The 14,716-nt window shown below is 65.3% G+C and carries 13 protein-coding genes and 1 pseudogene; 3 read left to right on the forward strand and 11 right to left on the reverse strand.

Going from position 1 to position 14,716, the window contains the following annotated elements:
- Positions 1–192: 192 nt before the first annotated feature.
- The 3 genes from ON39_RS43735 to ON39_RS43745 are packed head-to-tail and all read right to left on the reverse strand — an operon-like array spanning position 193 to position 3,190.
- Positions 193–1,566: a DHA2 family efflux MFS transporter permease subunit gene (locus ON39_RS43735; protein ID WP_051187902.1), complete on the reverse strand. Its 1,374-nt coding sequence runs from the start codon at positions 1,564–1,566 to the stop codon at positions 193–195.
- Positions 1,563–1,754, reverse strand: a complete 192-nt coding sequence (locus ON39_RS43740; RefSeq protein ID WP_040743058.1) for a hypothetical protein — start codon at positions 1,752–1,754, stop codon at positions 1,563–1,565. The genes ON39_RS43735 and ON39_RS43740 overlap by 4 nt, the downstream gene beginning before the upstream one ends.
- Positions 1,751–3,190 carry an amidase gene (locus ON39_RS43745; RefSeq protein WP_246003161.1) on the reverse strand — a complete coding sequence of 480 codons (1,440 nt, stop codon included), beginning with the start codon at positions 3,188–3,190 and terminating at the stop codon, positions 1,751–1,753. The genes ON39_RS43740 and ON39_RS43745 overlap by 4 nt, the downstream gene beginning before the upstream one ends.
- A gap of 78 nt (positions 3,191–3,268) precedes the next feature.
- On the opposite strand from ON39_RS43745, the gene ON39_RS43750 reads away from it, so the two are divergent.
- Entirely contained in the window at positions 3,269–3,670 is a 402-nt protein-coding gene (locus ON39_RS43750) for a helix-turn-helix domain-containing protein (RefSeq protein ID WP_040743060.1), read from the forward strand.
- 65 nt (positions 3,671–3,735) lie between these two features.
- Here ON39_RS43750 and ON39_RS49485 read toward each other — a convergent pair whose 3' ends face one another.
- The 6 genes from ON39_RS49485 to ON39_RS49490 all read right to left on the reverse strand — a co-directional run bounded on the left by ON39_RS49485 (position 3,736) and on the right by ON39_RS49490 (position 8,826).
- Positions 3,736–4,443, reverse strand: coding sequence for a hypothetical protein (locus ON39_RS49485; protein WP_146251335.1), 708 nt, complete (start codon positions 4,441–4,443; stop codon positions 3,736–3,738).
- The gene (locus tag ON39_RS43755) at positions 4,437–4,976 is read right to left on the reverse strand and encodes a hypothetical protein (RefSeq protein WP_146251336.1); all 540 of its coding nucleotides are present in this window, start codon (positions 4,974–4,976) and stop codon (positions 4,437–4,439) included. The genes ON39_RS49485 and ON39_RS43755 overlap by 7 nt, the downstream gene beginning before the upstream one ends.
- Before the next feature lie 268 nt (positions 4,977–5,244).
- The gene (locus ON39_RS43760) at positions 5,245–5,739 is read right to left on the reverse strand and encodes a PAS domain-containing protein (protein WP_040743070.1); all 495 of its coding nucleotides are present in this window, start codon (positions 5,737–5,739) and stop codon (positions 5,245–5,247) included.
- Positions 5,740–5,975: 236 nt separating this feature from the next.
- Entirely contained in the window at positions 5,976–7,187 is a 1,212-nt protein-coding gene (locus ON39_RS43765; RefSeq protein ID WP_040743072.1) for a tetratricopeptide repeat protein, read from the reverse strand.
- A 52-nt stretch (positions 7,188–7,239) separates the two neighbouring features.
- Positions 7,240–8,553 carry a phenylacetate--CoA ligase family protein gene (locus tag ON39_RS43770; protein ID WP_040743073.1) on the reverse strand — a complete coding sequence of 438 codons (1,314 nt, stop codon included), beginning with the start codon at positions 8,551–8,553 and terminating at the stop codon, positions 7,240–7,242.
- On the reverse strand, positions 8,554–8,826 hold the full coding sequence (locus ON39_RS49490) for a hypothetical protein (RefSeq protein WP_146251337.1): 273 nt from the start codon (positions 8,824–8,826) through the stop codon (positions 8,554–8,556).
- A gap of 1,122 nt (positions 8,827–9,948) precedes the next feature.
- On the opposite strand from ON39_RS49490, the gene ON39_RS43775 reads away from it, so the two are divergent.
- Positions 9,949–11,541 (forward strand): serine/threonine-protein kinase, encoded by a 1,593-nt coding sequence (locus ON39_RS43775; RefSeq protein ID WP_083895079.1) that lies wholly within the window; start codon positions 9,949–9,951, stop codon positions 11,539–11,541.
- Positions 11,542–11,547: 6 nt separating this feature from the next.
- On the opposite strand, the gene ON39_RS43780 is transcribed toward ON39_RS43775, so the two are convergent.
- Positions 11,548–12,336 carry an FHA domain-containing protein gene (locus ON39_RS43780; protein WP_040743083.1) on the reverse strand — a complete coding sequence of 263 codons (789 nt, stop codon included), beginning with the start codon at positions 12,334–12,336 and terminating at the stop codon, positions 11,548–11,550.
- A gap of 707 nt (positions 12,337–13,043) precedes the next feature.
- Complete coding sequence (locus ON39_RS43785) at positions 13,044–14,009, reverse strand: AraC family transcriptional regulator (protein ID WP_040743074.1); 966 nt, start codon at positions 14,007–14,009, stop codon at positions 13,044–13,046.
- 134 nt (positions 14,010–14,143) lie between these two features.
- Between ON39_RS43785 and ON39_RS43790 the strand changes: the two are divergent.
- A pseudogene (locus tag ON39_RS43790) lies at positions 14,144–14,716 on the forward strand (quinone oxidoreductase family protein); the annotation flags it as partial.

The raw sequence follows: 14,716 nt of genomic DNA on the forward strand, positions 1-14,716 counted from the left end.
CCTCTGTCCGCAGCGGGTCGAGGGTGGAAACTCCACTATCGGGTCTGGGCGCGTACCGATACGAAATGCATTGGCTCCCAGCGCCGCCCATTCGCGGGCCGCGACGCCTCTGCACGTGGTGGTGCGACGGAGGGTTTACGCCGGTGTGCGGCAACACCAGCCGCCTCGGCGACGCTTCCGGAACACGGGCATCTAGCGTCGAGGCATCGCGACCATCGCCACCAGGCAGGCGGCCGCGAGGCAGGCGGCGCACGCGCCGAAGCTCGCGGCGTACCCGGCGGACAGCGCCACCGCGCTCGACGCGGCCAGCCCGACCGCTCCACTAGTCTGGCGCACGGTGTTCAGCACGCCGGCGGCCAGGCCACTGCGTTCGGCGGGCACCCCGTCGGTCGCGGCGACGGTGATCGGCGTGAAGGCGGCGGCGGTGCCGAAGCCGAGGATCGTGCCCGAGATCAGCACCGTCCATAGATAAGACGCGTCGACCGCGATCCCGCACGCGGTGCACAGCAGGCCTGCCGCGCCGATGGCGCAGTACAGCATCGTGGCGGTGCGTGCACCCCATCGCACGGTGAGCGACCCGGCCGATCGCGCCCCGAGGAACATCGCGGCGCCGACCGGTAGATACCCGATGCCCGCCAGTAGCGGCGAATAACCTTGCACGTCTTGCAGATACAGTGACAGCAGCACGGGGCTGGCCAGAAAGCCGGTACCGAGCAGGAACATGACCACGTTCGCGCTACTCACCGAACGAGCGCGGAAGATATCCAGCGGCAGGATCGGCTCCGCCGACCAAAACCTCTGGTGCACAGCGAAAACTCCGATCAGCGCGAACCCGGCCAGCAGCGCGCCGAGCACGGTGCGATCGGCCCAGCCGGTGGCCGCCGAGCGCATGATCGCCAGCACCACGCCGGTGATGCCCGCGGTGACCAGCAGCGCGCCGACCATGTCCAGCCGCATCCGGTTTGGGCCCGAAATATGCTGTGGCAGCACCATAATCGCGCCCACCATACCCACCACACCCAGTGGTGCGAGCACGAAGAACACCCAGCGCCACCCCGCCAGGTCGGTGAGCAGTCCACCGACCACCGGCCCGCTCGCCGCACCGGCGGAGGCCACCGCGCTCCATGTCGCCAACGCGCGCGCCCGCGCCGCCGGCTCCACGAAAGTTGTTGTCAGCATGGACAATGTGACAGGCATCAGCAGCGCGCCGCCGACGCCCTGTACCGCCCGCGCCGTCAGCAGCGTCGCCGGCGATTCGGCCAGACCGGCCGCCACCCGAGCGACCGTGAACACTCCCAGCCCGATGAGCATGATCCGGCGGCGGCCGAACACATCCGCGCAGCGACCACCGAACAGCAGGCAGCCCGCGAAGGCCAGGGTGTAGGCGTTCACCGCCCACGGCAGGGCAGCGGGGGAGAAGCCGAGGTCCGCGCGCAGATCAGGCAGGGTGACCGAGACGATGGTGGCGTCCATGACGACGGAGAACGATCCGATACAGGCCAATGCCAGCACCATCCGTCGCGGCTCCCACCGCCGGATGCGCGCGCGAGCCGCCGTGGTGCTCATCGGTCCCACTCCGCGAGTCGTGCCACCGCGTGAAACCGCGTCGCGGGGTCGGCGTAGCGCGCCGCGGGCACGGCATACAGTGCATCGACCGCCGCGCGATACGCGGGGTAAGTCATTGCAAGGCCGGCTATTTCGGCCGCGCTCGCCGGTAGCCCGGCGGCGGCCAACAGCGCATCGATGTCGTTCATAGCGCCACCGCCGTCCGATCGAGTGGCGGCAGTTGTCGATGCCACTCGGTGTGCCGCTGGAAGACGTCGCCGACCCGCAAAATTGTGGTCTCACCGAACGCGGGACCGGCTATCTGCCACGACAGTGGCAATCCAGTCGCGCCGAAGCCCATCGGCAGCGCCAGCACCGGGGTGCCGAGCCCATTCCAATAGGGCGTGTACACCTTTCCGAAAAGCCGAGCGTCATCCTGGAACCCGGCCTCGTCCAAGAGTTCGTCGAATCGCGGCGCGCCCACGGACGCCGTCGGGCAGACCACCACGTCGAACCGTTCGAACAGCTCACCGATCGCCGCCTGCGCGACACGCCGAACCCGCTGGGCCTGAACGTAATCCGCGCCGGAGACCAGTGCCCCCTTGGCGAGCAGTCCGCGCGATGCGACGAAATAGTCGTTCCATCGTTGCGACAGTGTGGTGCGGTGGTAGGCGAGCGCTTCACACGTCGCGGTCACGATTGTCGCCACGATGGTTTCGTTCCAGTACGGCAGGGTGACCTCTTCGGCTTGGGCGCCGCAGGCGGTGAGAACGCCTAGTGCACAGTCGAATACGCCTAGCAGAGCGGGGTCGGCGTCGACTGGGAAATGCGCATGACGCGCCACCCCGACGCGGAGCCCGGTCAGATCCGCGGCACCGGAGTCGAGCTCGCTGACTTGTCGGTGATCGACCTGAGCGACCGTGCTGTCCGGATCACTCGCATGCGGACCGGCGATGACCGCCAGCAACGCGGCACAGTCCGCCGCGGTACGAGCCAGCGGCCCGACGCGGTCCAGGCTGTAACCCAATGGCACGCAACCGGATTTGGGAACGTGGCCGAAGGTCGGCATCAATCCGGTTACCCCGCAGAACGCTGCCGGCATCCGGATGCTGCCCGCCGTGTCCGAGCCGAGCCCCGCGGGAAACAGTCCGGCCGCGACTCCGCCGGCCGTACCCGAACTCGAGCCGCCCGCCCAGCGGCTCGGGTCCCACGGATTTCGTGGCAGCGGGAACGGCTCACTCGAACTCGGTACCCCGCAGGCGAACTCCATCGTTGTGGTCTTGCCGGTGATGATCGCGCCCGCCTCGCGCAGTCTGGCGACCACCGGGGCGTCCCGGCCCGCGGCCCACTCGCGGTCGTGCACCAGACTCTGCGCCGTGGTGTCACCGTCGGCCACCGCGACGGTGTCCTTCACCGCGATCGGAATGCCATGCAGCACACCACGATCGACACCGCGGGCGAGCTCCTCGTCGGCGCGCTGAGCTTGCCGCCTGGCCGACTCGTCGAACCGGGCGAGGTAGACACCCAGTTCGCTGTCGTACCGATCGGCACGCGCGATCGCCGTCTCGATGAGCGCGACACTCGTCGTCTCGCCCGCACGCAATGCGCGGGCGGCGGCGGTAATGGAGTATGGCTCGATAGGCACGTCTCGTCCTCCCAAAGTTAAACAACGAAGCTAAGGCTTACCTTGCCTGTTCAACCCGGGTTGAGGTCAACTAGTGAAATGCCTCCACTGACACCCATCGCCGCCGTCGTCGACCACTTCGACATCCCCCTCTCCACCCTGCACTACTGGGAGCGCCGCGGCCTGATCACCGCTCACCGCCGCAGCGGCCGCCGCTGCTACGACCAAGACCAGCTCTACCGAATCGCCCTGATCAAACAATGGCAATCCACCGGCCTGATGACCCTCGACGAAATAACCACCCTCCTCACCGCCCGCCCCGGCCAAAACGACTGGCGCGCCACCGTAACCACCCACATAGCCACCATCGACACCCGCATGCGCGCCCTAGAATCAGCCCGCCACTACCTCCACTGGCTCCTCACCTGCCCCCACACCACCCACCTAGACCACTGCCCCAACTACCGAGCATCAGTGACTTTGCCGGAGGACGACGCCTGACCCGAAGCGTCCATCGCTCCAGGTTCGGGCGTGTCCGACGTGATTGGACGGACTGCTGGCGATACTTATACTGCAGCGACTACACGCCGACGTCGCCGACTCAACCAATCTTGAATTGTCTCATGTACTTCGTCTTCTAGTTCTAGCGCCGCTGCCGAGCCTGGGATCAATTCTTCGAAGAACCCGCAGGCCCAGTGCGCCAGGAGAGTGCGCAAAGCATCGGAACCATTCGTTGGTGCGACGAGACGAAACTTGCCGAGACGCAGTTCTGATCCTAGGCCGATCAGGTTACGGCCGTCGCCGAGGACCGGACCTCGAACCAGGAACTTCGCTTCGACGGCCGCGATCAGCGCACGCGCCGAGGGATACTTTCGCTTTCCTGTTCGGACGCGCTTCGCTTCCGCATGGGTGAGAATTGCGATGTCACACTCATGGCAGATCCCTGATCGCCCCGCGAATGCAATCCCGAGGTGCACTTCGAGCTTTTGTTCGCACCGCTCAGACGTTGGTGGGAAGGTCACGACAGCGAATGTGTACTCATCGCCTGATGCAAGAACGCCTGGCCCGGTTCGAAACCTGACATCTCTGGTCGGTGTCCGGCCGTCGTTGGTTACAAGAACTGTGCCCCCAGCCTGTTCGGCAGCCCGTAGCATGATCGCGAACAGCGCCGCCTCGTAGAGGTCTGTCGGCCGAGCCAGCGTCGAGTACCGACCTGACAGCGAAAGTGCGAGCGCTGTCTCGACTGCGGCCTTCAACTCTTGCCGCGTTACCACTGCTGTTCCCTCAGTGCAGCGAGAAGCTCGGACAGATGTTCTCGTATCCGTTCCCTGTGAATGGAGACCTCGCTCGTCTCGGCCGTACCGACACGGGCTTGTCGCACGCCGTCGACCCCGAACGCTACGGAACGGATTCCCCACTGGCTCAGGAAGACTGTGAATTCCTGTTCGGATCCGTCGACCACCCGGAGCAGCGTGCTCAATGCTTCGAGGAGAGTCTCCAGAGCCTGGTCACCGGAGAGGGACTGGACTAAATCAGGGCGTGGCGTGGGATCATTGTGCGGCTGTGGCACGTCTTCGAAAGGCGTCGCAACCGTGGTGTCATTCGGGTCGTGCCCAACGGTTGTTTCTGGTAGCCCGTTCTCTGACACGGACAGACCGTCATACATTTCCCAGACTTCTGGGAGCTCGTACAGCTCGATTTCTCGACCACCCCTGGCGACTTCCCGGCGAACCTCGGCGGCGACATCTGGGAGCAATGCCTCGACCTTACTCAACAATTCGGCGTAAAGCTCCGCACTGTCATCCATCGGCATCCCCCTCCGCCCGTCGATGTCCGAACACGCCCCAAGCTACCCGACCCCGAAGCTTATGTGCCAGAAACGATCCACGAGTCATCGTCGTCACGAGAGGTCGTGGACTCGGTACTACAACTTGCCGCCTGAAGAGTGCGGCATTGGGTGCCTGGCAGTCATCTGACAGACGGATGTCGGGGCTTCGGTGGGAGATGCTCGGGGCGGCGCCTCTCCGTGCAGGCGGTTCCGCGCAGAGAGGCGCTACGTAGCTACAGGAACTGTGTCAGCTGGCCCCGGCCGACTCCAGCAGTCCGGGCACGGTCTTGGTGGTGTTGTGGCGGAAGATGTTCACCGCGCCGACCACCTCGTCGGAGTCGTCGCGGATGGGGAAGACGTTGACGAGGGCGAGCAGGCGGAAACCGTCGGGCTGTTCGCAGATGACGTCGGCGTCGCGGACGGTGCCGCCGTTGTTGATGACCACCGAGGGCGGGGCCGCTTCGTGCGGCATGACCTCGCCGGACGGGTAGCGCAGACGGTATGCGCCGCAGTACTTTTCGCTTGTGCCGAGCTCGGGGGTGCGGCCCCAGGCTCCGATGGCGGTTTTGTTGCAGGCGATCAGGGTGCCGTCCTTCTCCAGCACATAGATGCCGACGTCGATGTCGTCCATGGCGGCTTGGTCGCCGAGCAGACCGCCGGGCACCAGGTGCCCGTCCTCGAGCTTGCCGTGAAACGTGAGATCGTCCAGCTCGCCGGCGGCGATTTTCTCACTGATGCTCATTTCGTACCCCTGACTCGGAAAGGTGTCATAGCTGGGTTTTGATGAAGGAATCTGGGTGCGTCGCTCAGCCGAGGAGAGGTGACTTCGCGCCCCCGTTCACCGTGCGTAAGTGTATCGAAATCGCCTGCTGGGTAGTATGTTTTGCATGGAAATGGTTCGTCGTGATGGGCAACTGCCAGCTCACTGGACCACTTCCGTAAAGATAGCAATCAACCTTCTGCGACAACGCTTCGCGCTCACGACGAGTCCCCACTTGCGATGGTTCTCCGGAGTTCGTCGTAGTTCCCCCGAAACGACGCGCGATCGGGGTCCGCGGCGATCGCACGCCGGTAGTAGGTCTCCGCGCGCGAGTAGTCGCCCAGCACAGTGTGTAGGAAAGTCGCGTAATTGCCGAGGTTGCGGGCGTGGTCGGGCTTGGCCGCAATCGCCCTGAGGAACAGCTCCTCCGCTGCGGCGAAGTCGTGCCGCGCGTTCTTCATGAACAGCGCGTAGTTGCCCAGTATCTCCGGATGACGCGGCCGCACCCGCAGCGCCTCGCGGAAGCACCGGTCGGCCGCTTCGATATCGCCTTCGACTTGATCGAGGAATACGGCGAGGGTCCCGAGACTGCGCGGATGCGCCGGATCTTCGGCGACGGCGCGGCGATAGAGCCTGCCCGCGAGTTCGAGATCGTGCAGCTCGAACTGGGCGTACAGCCCGAAGTTGGTCAGGTTGCGCGCGTGCCGCGTGCCGGCCAGTTTGTCGGGGGATTTGGCGTCGTCGTACTTCCAGTGATTCTGCGCGGCCCACAGCGCGAGCCGCCGGAAGTTGTCGAGGTGTTCCGGATAGGCGCTACCGAGTTCGCGCAGTCGGAGTCGATCCGCGTAGTCGTCCCCATAGTCGAACCTGCCGATCGTGTGAAACTCCGAAATGTGGATCAGCTCTTCGATTTCCGTGGTTATCTGCGGCTTGATGCCGGTGGTGTTGACGGGCGGGGTCGCGCGTAGTGCCGCCTCATCGAAGTCCGCGCCCGCGAGCCGCAGCAGCCGGACGAGGTCGTCGGCGAGCCGCTCGGTCCGTCCGACGAAATCGATTGGTGCGCAGGGTGGCCCGGTGTAGCGACGATAGAACCCGCTGAGGAATCCGGGCAGCGTGGTGGCGGCTCGACGGACGAACCAGGTGAACGTGTCCGCGGCACAGAGCCGGTCGAGTTCGTAGCGCGGCCGCCAGCCACGCTCGGTACGCCAAGCGAAGTAGGAGCGATACCACCGCACCGGATCGCGGACGAAACAGGCGACCATCGCGTGCGGCTCCGGGTGCACCGTGAGATCGCCGTGCCCGCGCCAAGATTCGGGCCCGACCTGCCGATGCTCGACACCGCCGGCGGCGACCGCGGCACGCAACCACTTGCTACCGGTCTTCGGCACCTCCAGCAGCAGTGTGTCGGTGGCGGGCAGGTATATCGCCATGCGGACACCTTATTGTCGCTATGAGTCGAAACCGTCCGAGGTGCACGATCTTTCACCTGTTAGACGAATAGTCGCGGAAGCGCCAGGCTTTCCCGCCGGGCGGTGTCAGCGTCGGTGTCCGCACGATGTCGAGATGGGCGGCACCGAGGATTGGGCGCAGTGCGGCACGAACTTCGGTGTCCAGCTCGGCTCGTTCGGTGTCTCCGACGGCAACGCGCAGGACGTAACCATCACCGTCACAAGCGAATTGATACTCCGGCATGTCGGGCAGGTCCAACGCCGCGGTGAGTGCGGCGACCTCGACAAACCTGTTGCCGTCACGGAATTGGACGACCTCCCTGCCGTAGAACTCCGAAATCGTCTGCCCACTATGCCCACACGAGCAGTCACCATGGGTGAGCGTGCCGAAATCGTCGGTGCGGTAACGGAGGAATACGGTGGCCCAGTTCGTCAGGTTGGTCAGGATCAGCCTGCCGCTGCCGGTAGTACGGAGCTGATCGCGCTCCGTCTCGACCTCGAGCATCCGCTCCGGTGGGACGTGCAGACCGGATCCGACGGGGCACTCCAGGCCGATCAGCCCGCCCTCGACGCTGGTATAGGCATCGGTGACCGGGCTGCCGAACCACTCGGTGAGCGTTCGCCTGTCGTCGGGGAAAAAGTTTTCGCCGCTGGTGAGAATGCGCGCGGGCCTGATGTGTTCGCCGGCGCGCGCGGCGTCCGCACGCGCGAGTGCGAGCAGACACGACGGTTTGCCGTGCAGAATCGCGGGCGGACGCGCGCGCAACTCGGTGATGACGGCGTCGTCCTCGTCCCGCCCGATCGAGACCCTGCGGTGCGTGCCTCGCAGCAGCGGCAGCGGCACCACATACCGTTCGGCATCGGCGCGCGTAGTGACCAGCACGACAGTCGGTGCGGGCACCCGCTCGCACAGCAGCGAGAACGTCGCCTGGTTCGCCTCGAACCAGGCCGCGTCATCGAAGAACACGGTCAGCGGCGTACCGGTAGTCCCGGTGGATTTCTTTGGCCGAGAGAGCATTTCGGCCGCGCGGAACCGCGCCGGATCACGATCGTAGTCACCGCGTTGGAAGGGCCGCAACTCCTCCAGGGGCACGGTCGAGACGAGGTCGCGATAGTGCGGTACCGCGCGGCGAGCCCACCGGAGCGTCGCCGCGAAGGCCTGGTCAGGGGCGCGGGCGGCGTTCAACCGCACTTGCCGCTCCCGCCACGCCCGTGCCCCGCGCACCGCGTCGTGCCAGTCCAGCACCCATCGACGGCAAAGCAGCGGGTCGGCCGGCGGCGCCACATCCTCCAGCGCGAGCGCCCCGAGGTCCACCAACCGGCCCGCCGACCACAAATCGGGCGACAATTACATGACGATCAAAATCTGCCCACCCCGGAAGTTACGTAGCTCCTCATCCGGAATACTGGCCAACGCCTTCTCCAGCGCGGCCCGCGCCGCAGCCGGCTCCAAAGCGGGTTCCTCCGCGACTGCCGCATAGTTGCGAATCTTCGTGCGGGACTGTTGATCATCCATCGGTGCGCCTCCAAGTCGTTCCGTGAGCACCGTGTATCTAATAAGACTCCCACTCAGCGGCGGAGTCAATGACTCGCCGTCATCGTTTGCCCCGGCCTCGGTCATCAGGGCTCCGGGCACCCAGATCCCACCGAACCAGCCGCGGCGTAGGTCGGGCGACGGCCTGAGATGACAAAGTGCGGGAAGCTCGGTACGGGGCTGCATAAGCCGAGAGGAACCCGATGACAGGCGGAAGGGGCACCTCCTCGGAACCGCTGGTCAACGCCAGGCCGGGCTCACTCGCCGAGCAACTGCTCTCGAGCAGAATGGATACTTGGCCAGAGCCATCACAGATGCCGCTGATCCTCGACATCGATATCGGCAGCGAACCGGACGATGCCCTCGCGCTCGCCGTTGCAGCCGGGCTGCCACATTCCCTACGGGATCACCCCTAATGCCGTTACAGCGATGCGGCACCACTTCGCCGACTGGGAACAACAGCTGACCCGCTGACTGCATCCGCTGTCAGCCTCGTCGAGGTGACTGTGTCTATATGCATGGGTTGATGGCTCTTGTCTTACGCGCGGTCGGCTTCGCGGTACCCACGGCTACGGGCCGTGGGAACGACGGGCGTTTGGCGTCCATCTTTTTCGCTGCACCGACGCTCTGTCGAACGATCGCCCAGTGTTGGGCAACGCATTCGGGACCGGTCCCCGTAGCAGAACCTACTCTCGGGCCGGTAGCGCCGACGAGGCGACAAACAAGAGGAGATCTCATGACCGGTATTCGTTCCACGATGACCTATTCACTTGCCGGAGCGGCGGTTTGGTGCGCCATGGTGACGGGCGTGTCAGCGGCGCAACCGCTGGATTCGGAACCCGTCGCACCCGGCACAACCGCGCTCGCGCGGGTCATGTACACAGCAGGAGACGTCGCCTCGGGTTCTGCGGACCGTCTGCGTTTCGATCCCGGGCCGTACTCGAGCATGGAGGAATGCGAGCGAGCACGGGCGCGGTACTACGACCCGTCTCAGCTCGAGTGCGTTCCAGTCCACGGCAATCGCTGACGGGCTGAGCCGGCCGCGGGCAGCGCTTGTGCCCGGCGCGGCGGACAGAGGTCCCGAAGTTGCTCTGCGACAGGAGAAGGCGATGGTCGTTGGGTTGCCGGCGTGCTCGCGGTAGTGACGCCGCGCACCGAATTCGTGCCGAAACCGTTTCGCGCCGAGGACCAGCGATGAATCATTGAGGCATGGATGTCACTGCGGCGGACCCGCAGGAGCCGGACGGCACGAACACCCGGATCTGGGGCACACCAACCGAAACGGCCATCCTCCCGGGCGGCCGCGTTCCGTCACCGGCTGAGGAACGGGGTCAGCATTCATTCGGCACCCCACGACTTTTGGGTGGCCGGTATCGATTGCTGGAGCGCCTGGGCCAAGGCGGGATGGGCACCGTGTGGAAGGCCCACGACACCGTGATCAGCCGGGATGTCGCGGTCAAGGAACCTCGGTTGTCGGAGTCCGTCCCCGATCGGGACCGGGCGGCGGCTTTCGCGCGGCTCGAGCGCGAGGCGAGAGCCGCGGCGCACATCGACCATCCGTCCGTGGTCACCATCTATGACGTGGTGTCGGAGCACGGAAAACCTTGGATCATCATGGAATTGATCAACGGTCAGTCCCTCGCCGATGTCCTGGTCAAGGGCACGCTGACCCCGCAGGAGGCCGCGCGCATCGCCCTGCCCGTCGTAGAGGCGCTGGCCGCCGCGCATGCGTGCAAAGTCCTCCACCGTGACGTGAAACCGGCGAATATCATGCTCGAACCGGGTGGTCGTGTCGTTCTCACCGACTTCGGTATCGCCCATATCGACGGTGAGGCGCCGGTGACCGCGACAGGCACGCTCGTCGGTTCCGCCGATTACACCGCACCGGAACGCATTCTCGGTCGGGTGCCGGGGCCCGAGTCCGACCTTTTCGCGCTCGGCGTCCTGCTCTACGCATCGGTCGAGGGTTTCTCCCCGTTTTGGCGGCAGACACGGCATGCGACGTTCCAGGCGGTGCTGCACGCCGATCCGTCGCCTCCGCGGCAGGCCGGTGAACTCTGCGGCCTCATCATGGATTTGCTCGCCAAGGAACCGGACAGGCGACCGTCGGCAACCCAGATCACTGCCGTGTTGCAACGCGTCGCGGGCTCGGCGACCGTGCCCAACGGCGACAAGCCGCGCAGCGTCGGGCTGTTCAAAACCTTTGCCCGACATTGGAACTGGACTCACCCAGCGGTGACGGCGCTGTCCTCCGCAGTGGTCACCGCCGGTGTCGTCGTCGCCGCGATGGGGCTCGGCGGCTTCGCAACCAACGACGTACCCGGGACGTCGTCAGGATCACCCGACGTTCCCGCCGGTTGGAAGATGGTGCACAAACTCGGTGCCTCGATCGCGGTCCCGGCCGACTACGAAGCCTACGACCTGCTCGACGGCGACGGCGGAGTGGCGTTCCAAATGCACAGGGGCCAGGCACATCAGGAGCTGCTGCTTTTCCGCTGGGATGCACCGGGCTCCCCGGAGGAACGAGCCGCGTTCTGGTATCGGCAATTCATGGCGAACGCGAAGCTGACCGACAAGCAAGTGACAGTCTCCGAAACACACGTGAACGGACGCAAAAGCATGGTCCTCACCATGACGTACCGGGGAGACGGTGGGCAGCTGTGGCGCAAACGAGAGCTCTACTACAACTCCGATCGCCAACCGTGGAAGCTCGTCGTCGACTGGGCCGTCGACAGCGAAATGAACACCGGCGGTGACGAACTCTTCGACGCGGCCGTGCGAACCTTCGTGCCCGACAAGTGATTCTGTTTAAAACTCTATCTGCTCCAGGTCACGTGGAACCAGCGTCCCTGAGCACATCAGCTCCTGAATCAGATTGTGGTTCAACATGTTCCCGATCGGCTGCGGAACCTCTCCGGCCGTCAGACCGGAAACACCATTGGCGGACAAGCGCATCCGCACCGCGGTGACGAGTTCCTCGACACGCCGCCGTTTCCATCCCGCACCCGGCTGAATATCGTCGAGTAACCTCGCGGTCGCCTCCCACGTCCACGGCTGCGGGCGCGGCTCATGGCGTAAATACCGCTGCCCCAGGACAATCAAGGCAAGCCGCTCTGTATCGCTGAGTTCATGGGTAGTCTCCGCGGCGGTACAGTGTCCATGCCGGGGTCCGGGCGCACCGCGCTCGCAATCGGTGACGAACACCTCCAGCAGGTGCTCGCGCCGATCCGACCCGCGAATGACCAACGGCGTGTAACCGACGTCGAGTGGAAGCGGATCTTCGTCTCGAAACAGCAAGTGCGACTCCGCGATTCGGATCGGCCGCGTGCCCAGGTTGCTCAACCACCATCGATCGTCGGCACAGACCAGAGTGCCCTGACGGCGGCTGACACGCAGATCGTTCTCCCCGACACACACATGCACCAGCGGCCGGTTGCGGCCGAAAACGATCTCCCGCCCCTCCCTGGGCCCGAAACTGACACCGCCACCCAGCGCCAGAACCGAGATCGTCCCCGCGATCGGTGCGCGCACACCGCCGGCGATACGATCACGAGTGGTCGGCCGACGCTGTCCGCCAGCAGGTTCCAATGTCCGCATCTGTGCGCCTTCCATGCCGGAGCCGAATCTTCGCGCGATCGATCATCGCACCCGCCGCCGGGACCGGTCCCGAAATCCGGCTCAGCCGGACGATTTATACGCAGGGGAATCTCCTGCGAGGGGTGGCCTCGGCCCATCTCCGGCTATCGGTCTCCTGGTGCTCGAAATGCGAGGGCCTGTGGAACGCCGGTACGGGTGAAATACCTCGAACGGAGCTGGCAAGTATTCTTTTCCTCATTGTATTCGATGATGCTCAGTCGATCTCACCGCAATTTCAACGCTTTTTACCCCTCAATCGTCGGCAACCCGATCACTGGAATCCCCATCCGCGGCTCGAGCCGGCGCAAGGACGCACTGCCTCGAGCCGACGCACGATCCGCACACGAGATCCGGCACGGATCCGACGCTCATCTTGATCTAGACCACCGCTGAGCGGTATCGGCCAAACACACGACAACCGATCGCCACGCTCTCTACCTCTGGTCGCGGACCCCGCGGCCCGTGGGGAATGTTTGCAGCTCCGGTGCGGACGCATGGAGGAACCGGTGGAATCGGCCCGCTTCGATACGTTGCGGATCGATATACACCGAGTGCGGGCTGATCGCAACGCAGTGGCTTCCTTCCAACCCACACCGACCAGCGGCCGTTCGACTAAGACGACTTCGGAAGAGGCCGGGGCAAGGCTCCATGATCGGCGAGCCGCAGAGTTACCGACCCGAACCGGCCGGCACCACCCGCTCGATCTCGCGTGACGAGCCGATAAGTCGGCCGGCACGGGCGTAGCGGCCCGGCGGGATTCCCATCTCACGTTTGAAGGCCGTGCTGAAGGCGTGTTCGGATTCGTAGCCCACGGAACTCGCGATCCGGCCGATCGTATTCTCGGTGGAGAGGAGCTGCTCGCTGGCCAATATCATGCGCCAGCGAGTCAGGTAGGCGATCGGGGTCTCGCCGGCGCGGGCGCGGAAACGCTCGGCGAACGTCGTGCGGGACATGCCGGTCAGCGTGGCGAGTTTTCGCACGGTCCACGGGTGGGCGGGATCGGCGTGCATGGCTTCCAATGCCGTACTCAGTTGAGGGTCGGCCAGGGCGGCGAACCAGCCGACGTCGTCGTGAGAACTGGTGGATATGTAGAGCCGGAGGGCCTGGACCAACATCATGTGGGCCAGCTGTTGCGCTATCAGGTCCGAGCCGGGGCGTGCCTCGCGCAGCTCCTCCATCATGAGCTCGATCGATCCTCGCAGCCTGGCGCGGTCGCCGGATGTCTCCACCGGCATGACGGTCGGCATGGACCTCAGCAGCGTCGGTGCGTTCGGGCTGGCGAACTCGAAACGGGTACCGACCACGTACGCGTCGCCGCCACCCTGGTAGGTGATGACTCTGCCGCCGCGAGCCGGGCCGAGTACGTCCGAGGCCAGTGCCGGTTCGATGCCTGGTCGGCTGCCGAGGACGGCGACGCGGCCGGTGAGCATGACGAAGCAGGAGCCCTCGGGAATCCGCATGGGCTCGTCACCGCCCTCGACTGTCAGCCAGCACGAGCCCCGGACGACGGCGTAGCACTTGATCTGCCCGGCCAGGTCGTCGAGCTTGATCGCCCACGCTCCGCCCGCGTCGACCGCGGCGGTGCTGAAGCTTCGAGGCTCGAGCAGCGCCAGCACCTCACTCAGCGGATCCATCGGCTCTCCGGACGATCACGAACAAATACCGGGCTTTCAAGCATAGATAGTACGTCGGCGGCGTCCTAGATTTTGAACCAGTCGCTGCGTCCTGAGGATTTCAGGACCATCTCCCATCAGGAAGGGCTTCGAAAATGAAGGCTGCCGTAATCACGGCCTACGACACCTTGCCGCGCTACATGGATTGGCCTTCGCCGCGGGCGACCCACGAGTACGAGATCGTGGTCGATGTCCTGGCCGCCGGGCTTCATCCGCGGGTCCGGATGCAGGCCGATGGTTCGCACTACACGAGTTCCCTCGACGATCTGCCTCTGGTGGCGGGCTTCGATGGGGTGGGCCGCGGTCCGGACGGTCGGCTGTGGTTTTTCGTGTCCTTCGGAGGCCGGCAGGGCTCGATGGCCGAACAGGTGGTCATCGATACTCGCCGCAGTTTCGTCCTGTCCGAGGGGGTCGACCCGGTGACGGTGGCGGCGACGCTGAACTGTGTAATCGCGTCCTGGTTGGCGTTGAAGCGGCGGATCTCCCTGCGGCCGGGGCAGAAGTTTTTGGTCCTCGGCGCGACCGGCGGTACCGGGCGGATGGCCGTAGCGGTGGCGCGGCTGTTCGGTGCCGCGCAGGTGACCGCTGTCGGGCGCGACCCGGCACGTCTGGCCGCGATTCGCGGCGCCACCAGGACCGCCCTGATCGGCGATTCGTTGCCCGCTGAC

The organism is Nocardia tenerifensis NBRC 101015, assembly GCF_000308715.1.
GTDB classification, from domain to species: Bacteria; Actinomycetota; Actinomycetes; order Mycobacteriales; family Mycobacteriaceae; genus Nocardia; species Nocardia tenerifensis.

What these genes read in the sequence shown, in the direction of transcription:
- ON39_RS43750 (WP_040743060.1), top strand. Translation starts at nt 3,269, where the DNA reads ATGCCTCCACTGACACCCATCGCCGCCGTCGTCGACCACTTCGACATC.
- ON39_RS49490 (WP_146251337.1), bottom strand. Translation starts at nt 8,826, where the DNA reads ATGACCGAGGCCGGGGCAAACGATGACGGCGAGTCATTGACTCCGCCG.
- ON39_RS43785 (WP_040743074.1), bottom strand. Translation starts at nt 14,009, where the DNA reads ATGGATCCGCTGAGTGAGGTGCTGGCGCTGCTCGAGCCTCGAAGCTTC.
- ON39_RS43735 (WP_051187902.1), bottom strand. Translation starts at nt 1,566, where the DNA reads ATGAGCACCACGGCGGCTCGCGCGCGCATCCGGCGGTGGGAGCCGCGA.
- ON39_RS43760 (WP_040743070.1), bottom strand. Translation starts at nt 5,739, where the DNA reads ATGAGCATCAGTGAGAAAATCGCCGCCGGCGAGCTGGACGATCTCACG.
- ON39_RS43755 (WP_146251336.1), bottom strand. Translation starts at nt 4,976, where the DNA reads ATGGATGACAGTGCGGAGCTTTACGCCGAATTGTTGAGTAAGGTCGAG.
- ON39_RS43780 (WP_040743083.1), bottom strand. Translation starts at nt 12,336, where the DNA reads ATGCGGACATTGGAACCTGCTGGCGGACAGCGTCGGCCGACCACTCGT.
- ON39_RS43775 (WP_083895079.1), top strand. Translation starts at nt 9,949, where the DNA reads ATGGATGTCACTGCGGCGGACCCGCAGGAGCCGGACGGCACGAACACC.
- ON39_RS43740 (WP_040743058.1), bottom strand. Translation starts at nt 1,754, where the DNA reads ATGAACGACATCGATGCGCTGTTGGCCGCCGCCGGGCTACCGGCGAGC.
- ON39_RS43765 (WP_040743072.1), bottom strand. Translation starts at nt 7,187, where the DNA reads ATGGCGATATACCTGCCCGCCACCGACACACTGCTGCTGGAGGTGCCG.